The 17,068-nt window shown below is 67.1% G+C and carries 15 protein-coding genes and 1 pseudogene; 12 read left to right on the top strand and 4 right to left on the bottom strand.

Annotated features, from left to right (window positions below; all coding sequences use genetic code 11):
• The first annotated feature begins 80 nt into the window (after positions 1-80).
• Positions 81-1,328 (top strand): cation:proton antiporter, encoded by a 1,248-nt coding sequence (locus tag BO39_RS24575; protein WP_043838617.1) that lies wholly within the window; start codon positions 81-83, stop codon positions 1,326-1,328.
• A gap of 223 nt (positions 1,329-1,551) precedes the next feature.
• On the opposite strand, the gene BO39_RS24570 is transcribed toward BO39_RS24575, so the two are convergent.
• From BO39_RS24570 to BO39_RS24555, 4 genes are all read right to left on the bottom strand, one after another.
• Entirely contained in the window at positions 1,552-2,496 is a 945-nt protein-coding gene (locus tag BO39_RS24570; protein ID WP_043838615.1) for a 3-hydroxyacyl-CoA dehydrogenase, read from the bottom strand.
• Positions 2,493-3,197 (bottom strand): SDR family oxidoreductase, encoded by a 705-nt coding sequence (locus tag BO39_RS24565; RefSeq protein WP_043838612.1) that lies wholly within the window; start codon positions 3,195-3,197, stop codon positions 2,493-2,495. Before BO39_RS24565 ends, BO39_RS24570 begins: the two co-directional genes overlap by 4 nt.
• A gap of 7 nt (positions 3,198-3,204) precedes the next feature.
• Positions 3,205-4,200 carry a Bug family tripartite tricarboxylate transporter substrate binding protein gene (locus tag BO39_RS24560; protein ID WP_043838610.1) on the bottom strand — a complete coding sequence of 332 codons (996 nt, stop codon included), beginning with the start codon at positions 4,198-4,200 and terminating at the stop codon, positions 3,205-3,207.
• A 173-nt stretch (positions 4,201-4,373) separates the two neighbouring features.
• Positions 4,374-5,099: a DUF2270 domain-containing protein gene (locus BO39_RS24555; protein ID WP_043838607.1), complete on the bottom strand. Its 726-nt coding sequence runs from the start codon at positions 5,097-5,099 to the stop codon at positions 4,374-4,376.
• Positions 5,100-5,286: 187 nt separating this feature from the next.
• Between BO39_RS24555 and BO39_RS24550 the strand changes: the two genes are divergently transcribed.
• The 11 genes and pseudogenes from BO39_RS24550 (at position 5,287) to BO39_RS24505 (ending at position 17,044) form a co-directional block, all read left to right on the top strand.
• Positions 5,287-5,973, top strand: a complete 687-nt coding sequence (locus BO39_RS24550) for a GntR family transcriptional regulator (RefSeq protein ID WP_052402577.1) — start codon at positions 5,287-5,289, stop codon at positions 5,971-5,973.
• A gap of 24 nt (positions 5,974-5,997) precedes the next feature.
• Positions 5,998-7,017 (top strand): Zn-dependent oxidoreductase, encoded by a 1,020-nt coding sequence (locus BO39_RS24545; protein WP_043838605.1) that lies wholly within the window; start codon positions 5,998-6,000, stop codon positions 7,015-7,017.
• Positions 7,018-7,043: 26 nt separating this feature from the next.
• Positions 7,044-8,033 (top strand): TRAP transporter substrate-binding protein, encoded by a 990-nt coding sequence (locus BO39_RS24540; RefSeq protein WP_043838603.1) that lies wholly within the window; start codon positions 7,044-7,046, stop codon positions 8,031-8,033.
• Between the two features lie 58 nt (positions 8,034-8,091).
• Positions 8,092-8,592, top strand: coding sequence for a TRAP transporter small permease (locus tag BO39_RS24535; RefSeq protein WP_043838601.1), 501 nt, complete (start codon positions 8,092-8,094; stop codon positions 8,590-8,592).
• Positions 8,592-9,869 (top strand): TRAP transporter large permease, encoded by a 1,278-nt coding sequence (locus BO39_RS24530; protein ID WP_043838598.1) that lies wholly within the window; start codon positions 8,592-8,594, stop codon positions 9,867-9,869. The genes BO39_RS24535 and BO39_RS24530 overlap by 1 nt, the downstream gene beginning before the upstream one ends.
• Before the next feature lie 26 nt (positions 9,870-9,895).
• On the top strand, positions 9,896-11,380 hold the full coding sequence (locus BO39_RS24525; protein WP_043838596.1) for a mannitol dehydrogenase family protein: 1,485 nt from the start codon (positions 9,896-9,898) through the stop codon (positions 11,378-11,380).
• 27 nt (positions 11,381-11,407) lie between these two features.
• The gene (gene uxuA, locus BO39_RS24520) at positions 11,408-12,604 is read left to right on the top strand and encodes a mannonate dehydratase (protein ID WP_043838594.1); all 1,197 of its coding nucleotides are present in this window, start codon (positions 11,408-11,410) and stop codon (positions 12,602-12,604) included.
• 546 nt (positions 12,605-13,150) lie between these two features.
• Positions 13,151-14,542: a Na+/H+ antiporter NhaA gene (gene nhaA, locus BO39_RS24515; RefSeq protein ID WP_478212684.1), complete on the top strand. Its 1,392-nt coding sequence runs from the start codon at positions 13,151-13,153 to the stop codon at positions 14,540-14,542.
• Between the two features lie 105 nt (positions 14,543-14,647).
• Positions 14,648-14,935 (top strand): hotdog family protein, encoded by a 288-nt coding sequence (locus BO39_RS32970; RefSeq protein ID WP_156963895.1) that lies wholly within the window; start codon positions 14,648-14,650, stop codon positions 14,933-14,935.
• A gap of 19 nt (positions 14,936-14,954) precedes the next feature.
• Positions 14,955-15,636: pseudogene (locus BO39_RS24510) on the top strand (IS6 family transposase); the annotation flags it as partial.
• 535 nt (positions 15,637-16,171) lie between these two features.
• Positions 16,172-17,044, top strand: coding sequence for an IS110 family RNA-guided transposase (locus tag BO39_RS24505; RefSeq protein WP_052402576.1), 873 nt, complete (start codon positions 16,172-16,174; stop codon positions 17,042-17,044).
• Positions 17,045-17,068 lie beyond the last annotated feature (24 nt).

Raw genomic sequence — 17,068 nt, 5'->3', positions numbered from 1 at the left:
AGAGCCCGCCGCTCCGCCTACCTCCGATCAAGGCGCCTCCGCACGCCCGCGAAACATCCCATGAACCCCGCTAGGCCAACATGCTCTCCCCCTTCGAACTCATCTCGGTTCTGCTGGTTCTCACGGCAGCCTTTGGCTGGGCAAACCACCGTTTCGTCGGCCTGCCCGATACGGTGGGGCTGCTTGTTATGGGGCTTGGGGCCTCGCTTACTCTCGTGTTGCTCGAGCGCCTGCTCCCCCAGGTACAGCTCCATGAGCAGGTCGGCGTCATTATCCGGCAGGTTGATTTCCAGCGCACCGTGCTCGACGGGATGCTGGCCTTCCTGCTCTTCGCCGGCGCCCTTCACGTGGATCTCTCGGTCCTTCGAGAGCGAGCCTGGGTCGTCGGCACCATGGCGACGATGGGCGTGGTCATCTCGACGGTGATCGTCGGCTTCGGCTTCTGGGCCATAGCCTCTCTGTTCGGCCTCGATCTGCCGCTCGCCTGGGCCTTCGTCTTCGGAGCGCTGATCAGCCCTACCGACCCAGTTGCTGTCCTCAGCACGTTGCGGGCCGTGCGCGTGCCAGAATCGCTCGAACTGGACATGGTTGGCGAGTCCCTGTTCAACGATGGCGTCGGCGTCGTGGTGTTCACCATCGCACTCGCAATTGCGACCGGCACTGAGCACGGCGCCACGGGCTTGAGCGGCGTGGCCGAGCTCTTCTTCCTGGAGGCCGTGGGTGGCGGTTTTCTGGGCTTTGTGGCCGGCTATCTTGCCTACCGCGCCATGAGGCAGATCGACAACTATTCGGTTGAGGTGTTGATCACGCTGGGGCTGGTAACCGGAACCTATACGCTGGCAGCGCGGTTGGGCATGAGCGGGCCGATCGCGATGGTGGTCGCCGGGCTGCTGATCGGGAATCGCGACCCCCGCGATGCGTTCAGCGACCTGACCCAGCGCTATCTCTTCGGCTTCTGGACCCTGGTGGACGAAATCCTGAACTCGGTGCTGTTCCTGCTCATCGGTCTCGAGGTTCTCGTTCTGCGTCCGGATGTCCTGCTCAGTTGGCTGCCAGTCACGGCCATTCTTCTCGTCCTTCTGGCGCGCCTCGCCTCTGTGGCTATCCCGGTTTGGCTCCTGAGCCGATGGAAGGACTTCGTGCGAGGCACGGTTCCTGTCCTCACCTGGGGTGGCCTGCGGGGCGGGATATCGGTCGCGCTAGCCCTGTCCATCCCTGAGGTTGCGGAGAAGCCCACCATCCTGGCCGCGACCTATCTGATCGTGGTGTTCACCATCATCGTGCAGGGGCTGAGCTTGCGCCGACTGGTCGAGAGGACTGCATCGTAGCCTGCCGACGACGCAGACATAGAACGAGTGAGTGATGGCAACAGCGCGTCAGACGAAAATCGAGGGGCACTTCGCGCCCGAATTCGCCCCCTCCGTGGCAACGCGGCGCTGCCATCCTTGAGGCCGCGCAAGCGCTGCCGTCGTCCGCCTCAGTCCAGCAGGTTTAGTGCAAGTGCTCACGGAACCCATTCTGAATGGTCTCGGGCACGCATGTCATGGCGGTTCATGCTCCCTGGCGCGCCTTGAGGGCAGCCATGAGTTGGCGGTCACGCCATGCCACGCGCGCCTCCCATTCCTCTGCTGGGAGGATGGCCCGGCGCTCGCGTTCGACCTGAGCTACCAGATCCGGGGTCCATGCATCGTCCTGGCCGCGCTCGGCCCCCATGCGGGCATAGGAAGGGCCCATTCTTTCCGCGTGGGCGGCGATGCCACCCCGCGTATTAAGGTCGGCCGTCTCGAAAGGACCGATATGCGCCCATCGACGTCCCAGCCCATCGCGCACCACGCGGTCCACATCCTTGACCGAGGCAACACCGTCGCGAACCAGGCAGTAGGCCTCCCGCAACAACGCACCCTGGAGCCGATTGAAGATGAAGCCCTCCACTTCCCGTCGGACATGCACCGGTGAGAGGCCTACCAGAGCAAGAAGCGCCTCGGCCCTCTGCGTGGCAACGCCCTCGGTAAAGGGCGCTGGGACGAGTTCGATCACTGGGATCAGGTAGGGTGGATTGCCGGGATGAGCGACAAGGCATCGCCCTCGCCCCGGCAGATCCGCCGCAAAGGATGAGGCTAGGAGGAAAGAGGAGGAACTAGCCAGCACGGCCTGGGGCGGCGCCAACCTGTCGAGCTCAGCGAAGAGCTCCTGTTTAAGCTCTACCCGTTCCGGCGCGCATTCCTGCACGTACTGCGCACCTGCAACGGCGGTTACCAGCTCGTCGCAAACGGTAACACGCTCAAGGATAGTACCGGCCGCTTCGGCCAACAGATCGTAGCTGGCCAAGTCTCCGAGCCGCGCCTCGAGTTCGGGAAGCACAGCTGACCTCCGACTGGCCGCCGGATCCCATATGCGCACCGGCACGTTTGCGCGCGCAAAGACCAGGGCAAAGGCCACGCCAATGCTGCCGGCCCCGACGACAGCAACGGGAGAGCTTGGTTGTGGCTGCTTCATGCGCTTGCGGCGCCCACAGTCATGCCGCCACAGACATAGAGCGCCTGTCCGGTGACGAAGCCGCTCCGGGCGTCCAGCAGGAACGACACGGCATTTGCGACGTCCTCCGGGGTGCCTACCCGCCGCACAGGAATAGCCCTGATGATCGCGTGGGTGCGCTCACTGTCCGGAGGATTCGCCTGGTCGAAAAGCTCCGTCCTGATTGGTCCGGGGCCAACCGCATTAGCGGTGATGCCGTGCTCGCCCAGTTCCAGTGCCCACACTTTTGCCATCCCAATCAGACCAGCTTTGGTCGCGGCATAGACGGTGCGCAACTCCTTCCCGAGCGCGGCCCGTGAAGCCATGTTCACCACTCTCCCGAAGCGTGCCGCCTTCATTCCCGGCAATAGTGCCTGGGTGCATTGCATAGCGCAGCGCAGGTTGAGGGAAGCGGCGATCTCGAAGTCGGCGATCGTCTGCTCGTCCAGCGCTCCCGGCCGCACAATGCCGACGTTATTCACCAAGCGGGTGATGGGGCCGTCGCGCAGCGCTGTCTCCAACGCGTGCGCGGTCTCGTCCGCGGAGGACAGGTCGGCGCGGATGATACCTTGCGCCTTGCCCTCACGATCAATCACCACCGGTTCGTAGCCGTCGGCGCGGCAGCGCTCGGCCACCGCGTGCCCGATCCCGGAGGCACCACCGGTAATCAGAACTCGTTCCATCACCACCTCAGTCCGCACGGACGTTGGCGCGTCGGATCACTTCAGCCCAGCGCGTGATCTCGGCGTCGATAAGGCTCTTGAACTCCTCGGGCCTGTCGCCGACCGCCTCGCCTCCCAGTTCCGCAATCTTACCTCGCGTGCCAGCGTCGGTAACCGCGGCGTGGATCTCGGTGGCGAGCCGGTCGATGATGGCTGGTGGGGTGCGCGCGGGTGCCTGGATGCCGAACCAAGCCACCTTCTCGACGCCGGGAAGTCCGACTTCGCGCACTGTGGGCACATCTGGGAGCGATGGGCTGCGCCGCGGGCTGGTCACCGCGAGCGCCCGCAGCCGCCCGCCCTCGATATGGCCTATGGAGGAGGGCAGATTGTCGATTGCCAGGTCCACGCGACCGGCGATCGCGTCCGTCAACATCGGGCCTGAGCCGCGATAGGGTACGTGGATCAGGTCGATACCTGCTGCGGCCTTCAGAAGTTCACCTGTCAGATGGAGGCTGGAGCCGTTGCCGGAGCTGCCGTAGGTGAGGCCGCCCGAGGTGCTTTTCGCCCGCGCGACAAAGTCCTGCAGCGTGCGTGAGGGAGAGTTGGTAGGCACGGCCAGGACATTCGGGACGTTTGAAACGTTGGAGACCGCCGCGAGATCCTCGGGCTTGTAGGTAATGCTGTCCTTGTAGAGCTCGTAGTTGATGGAGGCGGTGCCGATGGTCGCCATCAGCAACGTGTAGCCATCTGGATCGGCTTTGGCGACGGCGTCGGAACCGATGCTCCCGCCAGCGCCACCGCGGTTCTCGACCACGAAAGGGGTTCCAAGGCGCTGCCGCAGCTGCTCTGCGAGGATCCGGGCGAGCAGGTCGGTGGTGCCGCCGGCAGGGAAAGGCACAATGATGCGCACCGGGCGTGAGGGCCAGGCAGCACCTTGTGCGCTCGCACGCCTTGAAGTGAGGCTGCCAACAACGGGGAGCAAGGCTGCGCCCTGTAGCGCCTGGCGTCTTGTGGTCTTCTGCATGGCCGTTGCCCCCCGAATGGATAGCGGTAACCTTGGCGCGACCTCTCAGACACGGCGGGTACTTTCCACGCAATCAACTATGTGAACTGGCGGACAGTCCTTGGTGCCCGCAACCCGCAGCTATGTGGTGGAACTGCCGCGGGCGCGCGGGCCTGCATCACGAACGCCCAGGGTCAGACATGCACGTCCCCATGCAGCAGTTCGCCGGACTTCCTGCCGCTCCGGAAGGTCTCGTGGGTGAGCCACAGGTAGAAGGCCGCTACTGCGGCAAGCACGGCCCAGCCGGGGATTGGCCCGAGCGCCAGGTTCTGGATGAAGCCTGGTACGGGTCTGGCCGGGTCCACCGGCGCAGCGTCCTGTAGCAGCCAGGAGGAGGAGATCTTTAGGATCCAGGCGGCCAGCAAGACGAGGAACATCGGAAAGTAGTTTCGGCGGAGCCTGCGCGACATCGCCGTCCTTCGCGAGATCAGGAAGCGTGGCTCGCGGAGATCCTCCCCAATCTGCCTCGCCCACTCGTCCTCCGCATTTGGTTGTGGCGCGAAGACCTGCGCATAGTAATTCCGCTCAAGCCGCCGCACCCGGGTTCTATAGACATCGAAGAAGCGGTAGCGCCGCGCCTCGATGGAGAGCAGCAGCAGGACAAGCACCATGGCGAAAAGGAGCACGCCGTGATGCGCGTTCGGCGTCGAGAGCGAGACGGAGAGCATGCCCGCTACAACTGTGATGGCCCAGTTTGTGGTCAGGTCGATCCGCGACCTCCACCCTGCCATTCGCGCGATCTCGGCCCGGTGGAAGTGGGCAACGACGGTGACAAGTTCCCCGGGCGCCGATGGAAGTGGCGGGTTGGCGCGGCGCCCGGGTCCCGCGTCGTTTCCCTGCGTTCCCTGCACACTGTCCATCACTGTCTCCCCAGGGTTGCCGCGAGGAGGGTAGCGAGGAGCAGCCTGGCCGAGTAGGAGCGGCCTGCGCAACGGCGTTCCGGCGCGGCCGGTCATAGCTGCTGTACCGGATGCTCTTGGCACTGCGAGTTTGACTCCGACACGGCTGGTTGTCTACTAGTATGCTAGCTGAGGAGGACGCCTCCCTGTGCTTGAACTTGCCCTCGAACGGCGAGAGCCCATCACCCGAGAGCTTTACGCCGCCCTGCGCCAGCAGATCCTGCAAGGCGCCATGCCGCCCGGCATGGCGATCTCCGAGGCGCCGGTAGCCGAGCAGTTGAACGTCAGCCGCACCCCGGTACGCGAAGTCTTCCGCCGCCTGGCCGATGAGGGCCTGCTCGAGATCCGTCCGCAGATCGGCACCTTCGTCGCCCCCATCCGCCTCTCCGCCGTCCGTGACGGTCAGTTCGTCCGCGAGACGCTGGAATGCCGCACGGTCCGCATGGCCGCAGAAACAAGAAACCCAGATGACCGCTGTCGCCTGGCCGAAACGATAGAGACCCAGCGCCGTGCCGTCGTGGCACGTGACGAAGTGGCCTTCTTCCGCTCCGACGAAAGCCTGCACTGCGAGCTGACCCGCATGGCAGGCCGCCCCGCCGTCTGGAGTGTCATCCAGGACGTCAAGCTCCAGCTCGACCGCGTCCGCTATCTCTCCTTCTCCGGCCAGGACTGGCTGGAGATGCTCCTGGCCGAGCACGAGCACCTGGTGGAGTGCGTCCTCGCCGGCGATGCCGACGGCGCGGAGGCGGTGATGCGCGAGCACCTTCGCACCGTCTTCACCGCCATCGATCGACTGCTCCACAGCAAGCCCGACTTCTTCACCCCGCGGCGCTGACGCGCTTCTCGGAGGCAAACTCCCATGGTCGCCATCGCCGTCACGACGCCGCATGTCCTGGAACTCTTCGCCGACCAACCGGCAGCGCCCGGCCCGCAGGAGGTGCTCGTCCGCGTACAGCGCGCCGGCATCTGCGGCTCGGACCTGCACATCTACCACGGCAGCAACCCCTTCGCGCGCTATCCCCGCATCATCGGCCATGAGTTCGCCGGTGTCGTCGAGGCGGTGGGCAGCGCCGTCACGGGGCTCGCCGGGGGCGACCGCGTCGTGGTCGATCCCGTGGTCTCCTGCGGGCAGTGCTACGCCTGCCGCGCTGTCCGATCGAATGTCTGCGGCAAGCTCGAGGTCTTCGGCGTGCACCGCGACGGCGGGTTCCGCAGCCATGTCGCGGTGCCCGCCGCCAATGCGGTGAAGCTGCCCGAAAATCTCCCCATCGAGGTCGCCGCCCTGGCGGAGCCCTTCTCCATCGCAGCCAACGTCCTGACCCGCACCGGCATCACCGCCGAGGACTCCGTGCTCATCTACGGTGCGGGCACGGTGGGCCTGACCGTGCTGCAGGTGGCCAAGCTGCACGGCGCCCGCTGCATCGTGGCCGACCTCGACGAGGCGCGCCTGGAGCGCGCCCGCAGCTTCGGCGCCGACCTGGTCGTTAACTCCCGCGCCCGCTCCGTGCCCGAGGCCGTGGCCGCCGAGCATGACGGGCTCGGGCCCTCGCTGGTCATCGACGGGGCCGGCGTGCCTGCCCTGCTGGAGGAAGCCTGCCGCATCGCGAGCCCCGCGGGCCGCATCGGCATCCTCGGCTTCTCGCCGGCCCCCTGCAACGTCAGCCAGCAGGAGATCGTGAAGAAGGAACTCACCCTGGCCGGCTCGCGCCTGAACTGCCGCCTGCTGCCCCAGGTGGTTGACTGGCTGCAAAGCGGCAAGCTCCAGCCCGCCGCCATGATCACCCAGACCTTCGCCGCCAGCGATGCTCGCGAGGCCTTCGAGCTGATCGAGCGCGATCCCGGCAGCACCGTGAAGGTCCATCTCGCCTTCGACGCGTGACGCAACCCATCCAGGAGGAAACATCCATGAGCATCACCAACACCTCACGCCGCCGGGCGCTCGGCGGCATGGCCGGCATCCTCGCGCTCGGTGTCGCGCCCGCCTTCAACGCCCGCGCAGCCACCACGCTCAAGCTTGGCCATCTCGGCAACGAGGACAACACGTGGCACAAGGCCAGCCTGAAGTTCGCCGAGGAGGTGGCCCGCCGCACGAACGGCGCGCTCGAAGTGCGCGTCTTCCCGAACGAGCAGCTCGGCAAGGAGACCGACCTGATCAAGGGCATCCAGCTCGGCACCGTGGACTTCACCATCACTGGCGAATCCCTGCAGAACTGGGCGCCCTCCGCTGCCCTTCTCGCCGTCCCCTACGCCGTGCGCGACCTCGCGCACATGGACAAGGTGGTGGGCGGCCCCATCGGCCAGCGCATCGCCGAGGACATTGCTGGCAAGACCCAGCTCAAGCCGCTCTGTTACTTCGCGCGCGGCCCGCGCTATCTCACGGCCAACCGCGCCTACACCACGCCCGCCGAGCTGAACGGCCTGAAGATCCGCGTGCCGAACGTGCCCCTCTTCGTCCGCTTCTGGGAGGCACTGGGCGCCAAGGCCACGCCGATGGCCTTCTCCGAGGTCTTCACCTCGCTGCAGAACCACACGATCGACGCGCAGGAGAACCCGCTAGCGCTGATCAAGTCCGCCAGCTTCAGCGAGGTGCAGTCCACCATCAACCGCACCGAGCACGTGCTGAGCTGGATCTACATCGTCGGCGGCGCGCGCAAGCTCGGCCGTCTCCCGGCCGGCCAGCAGGCCGCCGTCATGGAGGCCGCCAAGGCTGCGCAGGACTACGAGCGCGGCCTGTTCCTGGAGGACGAGCGGAACCTGGCCAACGAGCTGACGGCAAAGGGCATGAAGTTCGTGGACGTGGACAAGGCCGCCTACGCCGCCAAGGGCAAGGACGCCGTGATCGCCGCGCTGAACGCCGACATCCGCCCGGTCTACGAGCAGATCATCGCGGCCTGAGCGGATCGCCCGCCGCGGGAACGCGGCGGGCCCTGCCGCCCGGAGGAAAGAACACCCCATGCGCCTCGCCCTCGCCGCCATCCTGGCCGCCGTCCGCGCGGTGTGCCGGGCGGGCACGCTCGTCGCCTTCGCCTTCCTGATCGGCGTGGTCACGGTCCAGGTGCTGGGCCGCATCCCCGGCTTTCCAGCCTATTCCTGGACCGAGGAGATCGCCCGCTTCGCCCTTGTCTATCTCGTGGGCTTCTCCTGCGGCCTCGCCCTGCTGCGCGGCGAGATGGTCAACGTGGACCTGTTCGTCGCGCCCCTGCCGCCCGCCATCCGCCGCGGGATCGAGCGCGTGGTGGATGTCATCGTGCTGGCCTTCAGCCTGATCATCATCCCCGGCGCCTACGACTACGTCTCCTTCAGCGTCGGTGAGCGCGCCCGCTCCCTCGACCTGCCGATGATCGCCGTCTACGCCGTCATGCTGCTGATCCCGGCCGCGCTCGCCTTCTTCTCCCTGTTCCGCCTCTTGGGCTTCGCGGAAACGCCGCCCGCATCGCACGGGGAGCTCACCTGATGCTCGTCACCCTGCTGTTCCTGACCTTCGCCGTCTGCCTGATCCTCGGCGTCCCCGTCGGCATCGCGCTCGGCCTCGCCAGCGCCGTCTACCTCATCGGGGCCGAGATCGACCTCTCGGTGGTCGCGCAATACGCCTATGCCGGCATGGACAGCTTCGTGCTCCTCTGCATCCCCGGCTTCGTGCTGGCGGGCAACCTGATGAACGGCGGAGGGATCACCGACCAGATCGTCCGCTTCGGCAACTCGCTGGTCGGCCACATCCGCGGCGGGCTCGGGCTCGCCAACGTCACGGGATCGATGATCTTCGCCGGCATCTCCGGCACGGCGGTGGCCGAGACCGCCTCGATCGGCTCCGTGATGATCCCGGCCATGCGCCGGGCCGGCTACGACGCGCCCTTCGCTGCGGCCGTCACCGCCGCGGCCTCCACCGTCGGGCCCATTATCCCGCCGAGCGTGCCGATGATCATCGTGGGCACGCTGTCCGGGCTTTCCGTGGGCAAGATGTTCCTTGCCGGCGCCATCCCCGGGCTCCTGCTCGGCCTCGCCATGATGGTCACGGTCTATATCGTCTCCGTGCGGCGCGCCTATCCGCGCGGCGAGTGGGCCGGGTTCCGCGAGATCATCCGCTCCTCGCGCGGCGCTTTCTGGGCCCTGCTGATGACGGCCGTCATTCTCTACGGCATCGTCGGCGGCCTCTTCACGCCCACCGAGGCCTCGGTGGTCGCGGCGATCTACGCGCTCGTCGTCGGCCTCTTCGTGTACAAGGGCTTCCGCATCCGCCAGATCCCCGCGATTCTCCTGGAAAGCGCCATCGGCTCGGGCGCGCTGATCCTGCTAGTGGGCTTCGCCAACGTCTTCGGCTGGATCCTGACCAGCGAGCAGATCCCGCAGGCGATCGCCGCCGCGATGCTGTCCCTGACGACCAACAAATACGTCATCATCCTCCTGATCAACATCCTCCTCCTGATCGTCGGCACCTTCATGGAGACGATCGCGGCGCTGATCATCCTCTTCCCGCCGCTGCTCGCCGTGGCGGTGGCGGTCGGCGTCGATCCCATCCACTTCGCCATTATCGCCGTGCTGAACCTGATGATCGGGCTGACCACCCCGCCCGTGGGGGTTTGCCTCTTTGTCGCCGCCAACATCGCCAAGGTGTCGCTCGGCTCCGTCAGCAAGGCCATCGTGCCCTTCCTCGTCTGCAACATCATCGTGCTGTTCATCGTCAGCTACGTGCCCTGGGTCTCGCTCTGGCTGCCCAGCCTCTACTTCAAGTGACCGCCGCTTCCCGGAGCCGAGCCACCATGCCCCCCGACACGCTCCGCCTCTCGCCGGAAGCCTTGGCCGCGCACCCGCCGGACGCGGGTGTCGCGCTGCCGCGATACGACCGCGCGGCGCTCCGCCCGGCCATCGTGCATCTCGGGCTCGGCGCCTTCTTCCGCGCCCACGGCGCCCTCTACACTGAGGATGTGCTGAACGCCCGCGGCGGGGACTGGGGCATCGTCGGCGTGTCCCTGCAGCGGCCGGACCAGCGGGACCGCCTCGCACCCCAGGGCGGCCTCTACACCGCGCTGGAGCGCGGCCCCGGCGGGGAGCGCGCGCGCGTCGTCGGCAACCTCCTGGAGGTGCGCGTCGCGCCCGAGGACCCCGCCGGCGTTGTCGCCCTCCTCGCCTCGCCGGAAACGCGCATCGTCAGCCTGACGGTCACGGAAAAGGGCTACTGCCACGACCCCGCGACGGGCCGCCTGCGCGAGGACCCCCCCGACATCCTGCACGACCGCCGCGCGCCGGATGCGCCACGCACGGCGCTGGGCTTCCTGGCCGCGGCGCTGGGCCGCCGCCGCGCGGCCGGGATGTCGCCCTTTACCGTGCTCTGCTGCGACAACCTCCCCCACAATGGCGCGCTGCTGCGCGGCCTGGTGCGGGACTTCGCCGCCCTGTTCGACCCGGACCTTGCCCGTTGGATCGCGGCCACCGTGCCCTTCCCCTCCACCATGGTGGACCGCATCGTCCCCGCCATGGAGGAGGGGGATCTCGCCGCCGCGCAGGCCGCGACGGGCTTGGCCGACTTCGCCCCCGTGGTGCACGAGCCCTTCCGCCAGTGGGTGATCGAGGACCGCTTCGCCGACGGCGGCCGCCCGGCCTGGGACCTTGCCGGCGCCCTCCTCACCGGGGATGTGGCGCCCTTCGAGCACATGAAGCTGCGCCTGCTGAACGGGGCGCACTCGGCGCTCGCCTATCTCGGTTACCTCGCCGGGCACGAGACCATCGTGGAGGCGGTCGGTGATCCCACCCTGTCCTCCTATCTCCAGCGCCTCTGGGCGGAGATCCGCCCCATGGTGCCGCAGCCGCCCGGCCAGGACCTCACGGCCTATACCGACGATCTTCTGGCCCGCTTCAACAATCCGGCCATCCGCCACCGCACCTGGCAGATCGCGATGGACGGCTCTCAGAAGCTGCCCCAGCGTCTTCTCTCGACGGTGCGCGAGCGCCTGGCCGCGGGGCTCCCCATCACCGCGCTCGCGCTCGCCGTCGCCGCCTGGGCGCGCTACGCGGGCGGGGTGGACGAGGCGGGGCGGCCGATCGACCTGCGCGACCCCATGGCCCCAGCCTTCCGCGCCGCCCTGGACGCGGCGGGCGACGACCCGGCCGCGCGCCTCTCCACCCTGCTGGGCCTGGAGCCGATCTTCGGCACCGACCTGCCGGTGCATGCGGGCTTCCGCGCCGCCGTCGCCGATGCCTACCAACGCCTGCTCACGGCCGGCGCCCGCGCCGCCGCAGCGGGCTGACGCCCCTTTCCCGAAGGACAGCCATCGATGGAAGAAACCTGGCGCTGGTTCGGGCCCGACGACGCCGTCCGGCTCGACCACATCCGGCAGGCCGGCGCGCGCGGCATCGTCACCTCCCTCCACCAGATCCCCTATGGCGAGGTCTGGACGCCCGAGGAGATCGAGCGACGCAAGGCCATCCTCGCGCGCGACTCCTCGCTCGGGCTTCACTGGCGCGTGGTGGAAAGCCTGCCCGTGCACGAGAAGATCCGGCGCGGCGATCCCGACTGCGCGCCCCTCTTCGCGAATTACCGCCAGTCTATGCGCAACCTCGCGGCCGCGGGGGTGACGAACATCTGCTACAACTTCATGCCCGTGCTGGATTGGACGCGCACCGAGCTGCGCCACCCGCTTCCGGGCGGCGGCAACGCGCTGCGGTTCAACGCGCATGAGTATGTCGGCTTCGACGTCTTCATCCTGGAGCGCCCCGGCGCCGCGGAAGGTGTCGCGCCCGAGCTGCTCGCCCGCGCCAAGGCTTGGGCGGAGGGCGCGAGCGAGGCGCAGAAGGACACGCTGCTCGCCTCCATCATGGCCGGGCTGCCCGGCGCCTACGACCGCTACGACGTCGCGGGCCTGCGCCGCATCCTCGCGGCCTACGGGGAAATGACCGCGCAGGACCTGAAGAACAACCTGCGGCGCTTCCTGGAGGAGGTGATCCCCACCGCCGAGGAACTCGGCATCCGCATGGGCATGCACCCCGACGATCCGCCGCGCCCGCTCTTCGGCCTGCCGCGCATCGTCTCCACCGAGCAGGACATCGCCGACCTCCTCGCCATGGTCGACAACCCAGCCAATGGGTTGACCCTCTGCACGGGTTCGCTCGGCGCGCATCCCGCCAACGACCTGCCGCGCATCGCCACCCGTTTCGCGGACCGCATCCACTTCGCTCATCTGCGGAACGTCGCGAAGGAACCGGACGGATCCTTCATGGAAGCCGACCACCTCGGCGGCGACACCAACATGGTGGCGGTAGTGGAGGCCCTGCTCACCGAGCAGAAGCGCCGCCTCGACGCGGACCGCGCGGACTGGCGCATCCCCTTTCGTCCCGACCACGGCCACGAGCTGGCCGACGATGTCGGCAAGCCGACCTTTCCCGGCTATCCGCTGATCGGCCGCCTGCGGGGCCTCGCGGAGCTGCGCGGGGTCATGGCGGCTGTCGCGCAGCTGAAGAACCTGCCGCTTTAAGGACATTTGGGGCGGCCGTCAGGGCGACCACCCCGCCCGCCCGGACTTATGAGACCTGTGCGCGAAAGGTTTGGTAGCGGCCGTTTTCAGCCGATCTGGCCAGGCTTGGGGTTGCGGCGAGGGCGATGAGCGCCGGAGACCCTCGCTTCTTCCTGCGGTGGGCTTTCCTGCCCTTCGATGGGCGCAGTTCGAGCGCCTCTCAGACAGGTGCATTCCCGAGCAGACACCAACTGCGGCGAAGGTTGTAGGCCATTGCCGCGAGCCGGACTTGCAGCCCGCCCGGCCGAGCCCCAGCCAGCGCATCCGACGCAAGCCGTAGGAGCGCTTGGCTGTGCCGAACACCTTCTCGATCCGCCCGCGCACGCGCCGCACGTCGGCGTTGTGCGCCTCCAGGCGCGCCAGTGCCGCGGGCCACTCCAAGTGCTCTTGTGCGTGACATCCCTCCGATGCGATAGCGACGCCGGGTGTCGGCGCTGGAAAAGCGTGGGCAGGGGTTAGCATCGGCCGGGCCGCCGGTGATGGATACACTTGCCCGGAGGCTAGTCGATGACGCCGTCCCAACACGCTCCAGCCAGTGCCCTGCGCCGCTTCCTCGATGGCCAGTCCTCGGCGGGGCTGGTGCTGATGGGCGCCGCCGCGCTCGCACTGGCGATCGCCAACTCGCCGCTTGGGGCCGGCTACGAGGCCTTGCTGCACGCCTATGTCGGGCCGTTATCCGTCGGCCACTGGATCAACGACGACCTGATGGCCGTGTTCTTCCTGCTCGTGGGCCTGGAGATCAAACGCGAGGCACTGGATGGACAGCTCTCCACTTGGTCGCGTCGCGTCCTGCCGGGGATCGCGGCCGCCGGTGGTATGGCGGTTCCCGCTCTTGTGTATCTGGCATTCAATGCCGGCCCAACAGCTCGTGGCTGGGCCATCCCAGCCGCTACCGACATCGCCTTCGCCCTCGGTGTCATCTCCCTGCTCGGCAAGCGGGTTCCGGCCTCGCTGCGAATTTTTCTGACCGCGTTGGCCATCATCGACGATCTGGGCGCGGTCATCATCATCGCCCTCTTCTACACCGCCGGAATCTCCCTGCCGGATCTAGCAGGCGCCGCAGTGTTGGTTGCTGTACTAGCCGGAATGAACAGGCTCGGTGTGCGGCGTCTGACACCCTACCTTCTGCTGGGGCCTGTGCTCTGGGTGCTGGTGCTGCGCTCTGGCGTCCATGCCACGCTTGCAGGGGTAATCCTCGCCTTCACGATTCCTCTGCAAGGTACCCCAGGCCGACCGGACGAGGAGCACAACAGCCCCCTGCACCACCTGGAGCATGCCCTACACTTGCCCATCGGCTTCCTCGTCGTGCCGATCTTCGGGCTGGCCAATGCCGGCGTGCCCTTCCTGGGATTGCCGGCAGAGGCCCTGGTCGCTCCGGTGACGCTGGGCGTGGGGCTGGGACTGCTGGCCGGGAAGGTGGTCGGCGTGTTTGGCTTCTCGATGCTGGCCATCCGTCTTAGCTTCGCGGACATGCCGGCCTATGCGGGACGATTGCAGATGCTTGGGACGGCTCTGCTCTGCGGCATCGGTTTCACTATGAGCCTCTTCATCACCCTACTCGCCTTCGCTAGCGACCCGTTGCTCCAAGCCGAGGCCAAGATCGGTATCCTGGCTGGGTCATTCGTGTCCGGGCTGCTTGGCTACGCTCTGCTGCGCGCAGCGCCGCAGGACTGGCCGGGTGGCTGGTCGCACGCCGCCCGCGTCAGTTTGGCCGTGGGGCGCTATTTCCAGGCCATGCTCTCCGACACCCCTGCCGTCCAGGAGCCCCGGCCGATTACGCAGCCCGCCGGGCTTCGGCCCTTGTCGAGGTGCCGACCTTCGCGGAAGCCGGGCTGCCCGGCTATAACGTGGGCCTGTGAACCGGCTTCTTTGTGCGTAAGGGCGCGCCCGCTCTGGTGAGCGCTCCTCTGCGCCAGACCATGGCGAAAGGCCGCACCCCGGAACTTCGAGGAGAAGCTCAAGAACGCCTTCGTCGATCCGCTGGTCATACCCGAGGCCGATCTCGTGCACTGGACGGAGGAAAGCGCTGTACGCTGGCAGGCTGTGTCGCGCGAATTGTGTCTTCATGCCAATCAACGCAGAGGGCGCGAGGGGAGAAAATCGACCGATGAGCAGAACGCCAATGGGCTTCGATCTCGCGCACACCGGATGGTGGCGGAGCAGCGCTGGTACGATGACTTCCGGATCGGTGAGCGCTTTCCTCTGCCGAGCCGCACCATGACGGAGGCCATCTTACTCGCCTTCCCGACCGCCAGCGGTGACAACTACCCGATCCACTATCATGCCATTTGAGTCCACCACCTAGTCCGGTTACCGCTTCCGGCTCGAAGTCACCCAGCATGCTGTCTGGCTCTACCACCCGTTCAGCCTGAGCCTGCGCGACATCGAACTGATCCAGGCCGAGCGGGGGGGGCGTGGTCAGCTACGAGAGTATCCACCGCTGGTGCCTCCGCTTCGGCACGGAGTTTGCGGCCAAGCTGCGGAAGCGGCGACCAAGGCCGGGCGACATCTGGCACATGGATAAAGTGTGCCTGAGGATCAACGGCGAGCCATTTCATCTCTGGCGCGCGGTGGACCAGCACGGGGTCGTGCTCGACATCCTGGTGCAGGAGCGCCGCAATGCCACGGCCGCCAAACGCTTCTTCAAGCGCCTGCTGGTGGGCCTCCATTATAAGCCCCGCAAGATCGTCACCGACGGGCTCCGCAGCTATGGCGTTGCACAGCGAGAGGTCCTGCCCGGTCTGCGGCAGCGGACCAGCCGCTACCTGAACAATCGTGCCGAGAACTCGCATCGGCCGACCCGGCGTCGAGAGCGCGCGATGCAGAGCTTCAAGTCACCAGGGCAAGCCCAGCAATTCCTGTCGGCGCACGCGATGATCTATGGCCACTTCCGTCCGCGGCGGCACCTGATGGCCGCCGATCAGTACCGACGTGAGCCCGCCATAGCCTTTGGGATCTGGCGGCGGGAGACGTGTGCCCAGATGGCGGCGTAAGGTCACGCGAACTCCGCCGCGCGCTCAAACTCGCCTAGTCACCAAACAATGTGACAATGCCTCTCGGAGGAGTGCTCCTCCATGGGCAGACGCAGTCCACCGACGGTGCCGGCCGCCCAACCCACGCCGGCCTAGACGAGGGGCTGCTGCTCGGCGTGCTGGTTTCTAGGATCTTGGCGCGTCCGGTGCCGAGGGCTTCGCCCACCAGGCGGCAAGCTTCGGTCGGAACCTTGTCGCGATCCTGGGAGCGCAAGGCGAGTTCACCGAAGTCAGCCAGAACCTGTTGCCGCTTCAGTATCCGCGCGTAATCAGGCATTCCGTGTTCGATGTTGGAAGCCTCGCCCCCGGTGGAAGGGGGACGCCTCCATGGTCTGGGAGGCACTTCATGCCTGGACCAGCGCTGAGCAACTCGCCTCGCTGCCGCCAAAGGGCTTAACCTCCCCCTGCAGTCCAAAACATGGCGTAATCGGGGGGGCTCCTCCTGATCCAGGGTCGTAGGCTCGACCGTGGCAACACTGGCATCGGGAGAGCCGCCATGGAGCAGTATGTCGCGCTGGATGTCTCGCTGAAGGAGATCAGCGTCTGCGTGATCAATGCCGCAGGGGCTGTGATGTTCGAGGGCAAGGTTGCGGCCGAGCCCACAGCCCTGATGGGTCTCATCCGGACCAAGGCACCGCGGCTTGCAAAGATTGGCCTCGAGACGGGCGCCACCTCCTCGTGGCTGTACCACGCGCTGAGCTCGGTGGGATTGCCGGTGGTGCTGATGGACGCACGGCACGCCCATGCCGCGCTCTCGATGCGCCCAACCAAGTCTGACCGCAGTGATGCCCGCGGCCTCGCCGAGATCCTGCGAATGGGCTGGTATCGTGCGGTCACGGCCAAGAGCTTCACCTCGCACGAGCGCTTGGCCTTGCTCGCCGCACGACGCAGGCTGGTGGCGATCCGGACGGACCTGGACGCGCAGTTGCGCGGGCTGCTCATGACCTTCGGCCTGATCCTCGGCCCGGGGAACACTGACGCCCTGGTCCGCCGCGCCGAGGCCCTGGCCGAGGGACAGCCGGTGATCAGCGGCCTCGTGACCAGGCTCGCCGAGGTCAGGCGTCATGTAGTGACCCAGGTGGCAGCTCTGGACCGCGACATCCGCCGCCTTGCGCGCAGCGAGCCCACCCTCAAGCGGTTCATGACTGTTCCCGGTGTTGGTCCGATCACCGCGGTGGCTTTCCTTTCCACCAACGACGAGCCAACACGATTCAAACACGCGCGAGACGTCGGACCCTACCTAGGACTGACGCCAACCCGCTACCGGTCGGGCGAGACCGATCGGCATGGCCGCATCTCGAAGTGCGGAGATGCCTTCACCCGCACCTGCCTCTATGAGGCAGCCAACGGGCATTGGCAAGTTGTTTGAGAGGAAGGCGAGATCTGTCGCGTG

This window comes from Roseomonas aerilata DSM 19363, assembly GCF_000711725.1.
GTDB lineage: Bacteria > Pseudomonadota > Alphaproteobacteria > Acetobacterales > Acetobacteraceae > Roseomonas > Roseomonas aerilata.
This window is presented reverse-complemented; position numbering and strand designations above follow the sequence as displayed.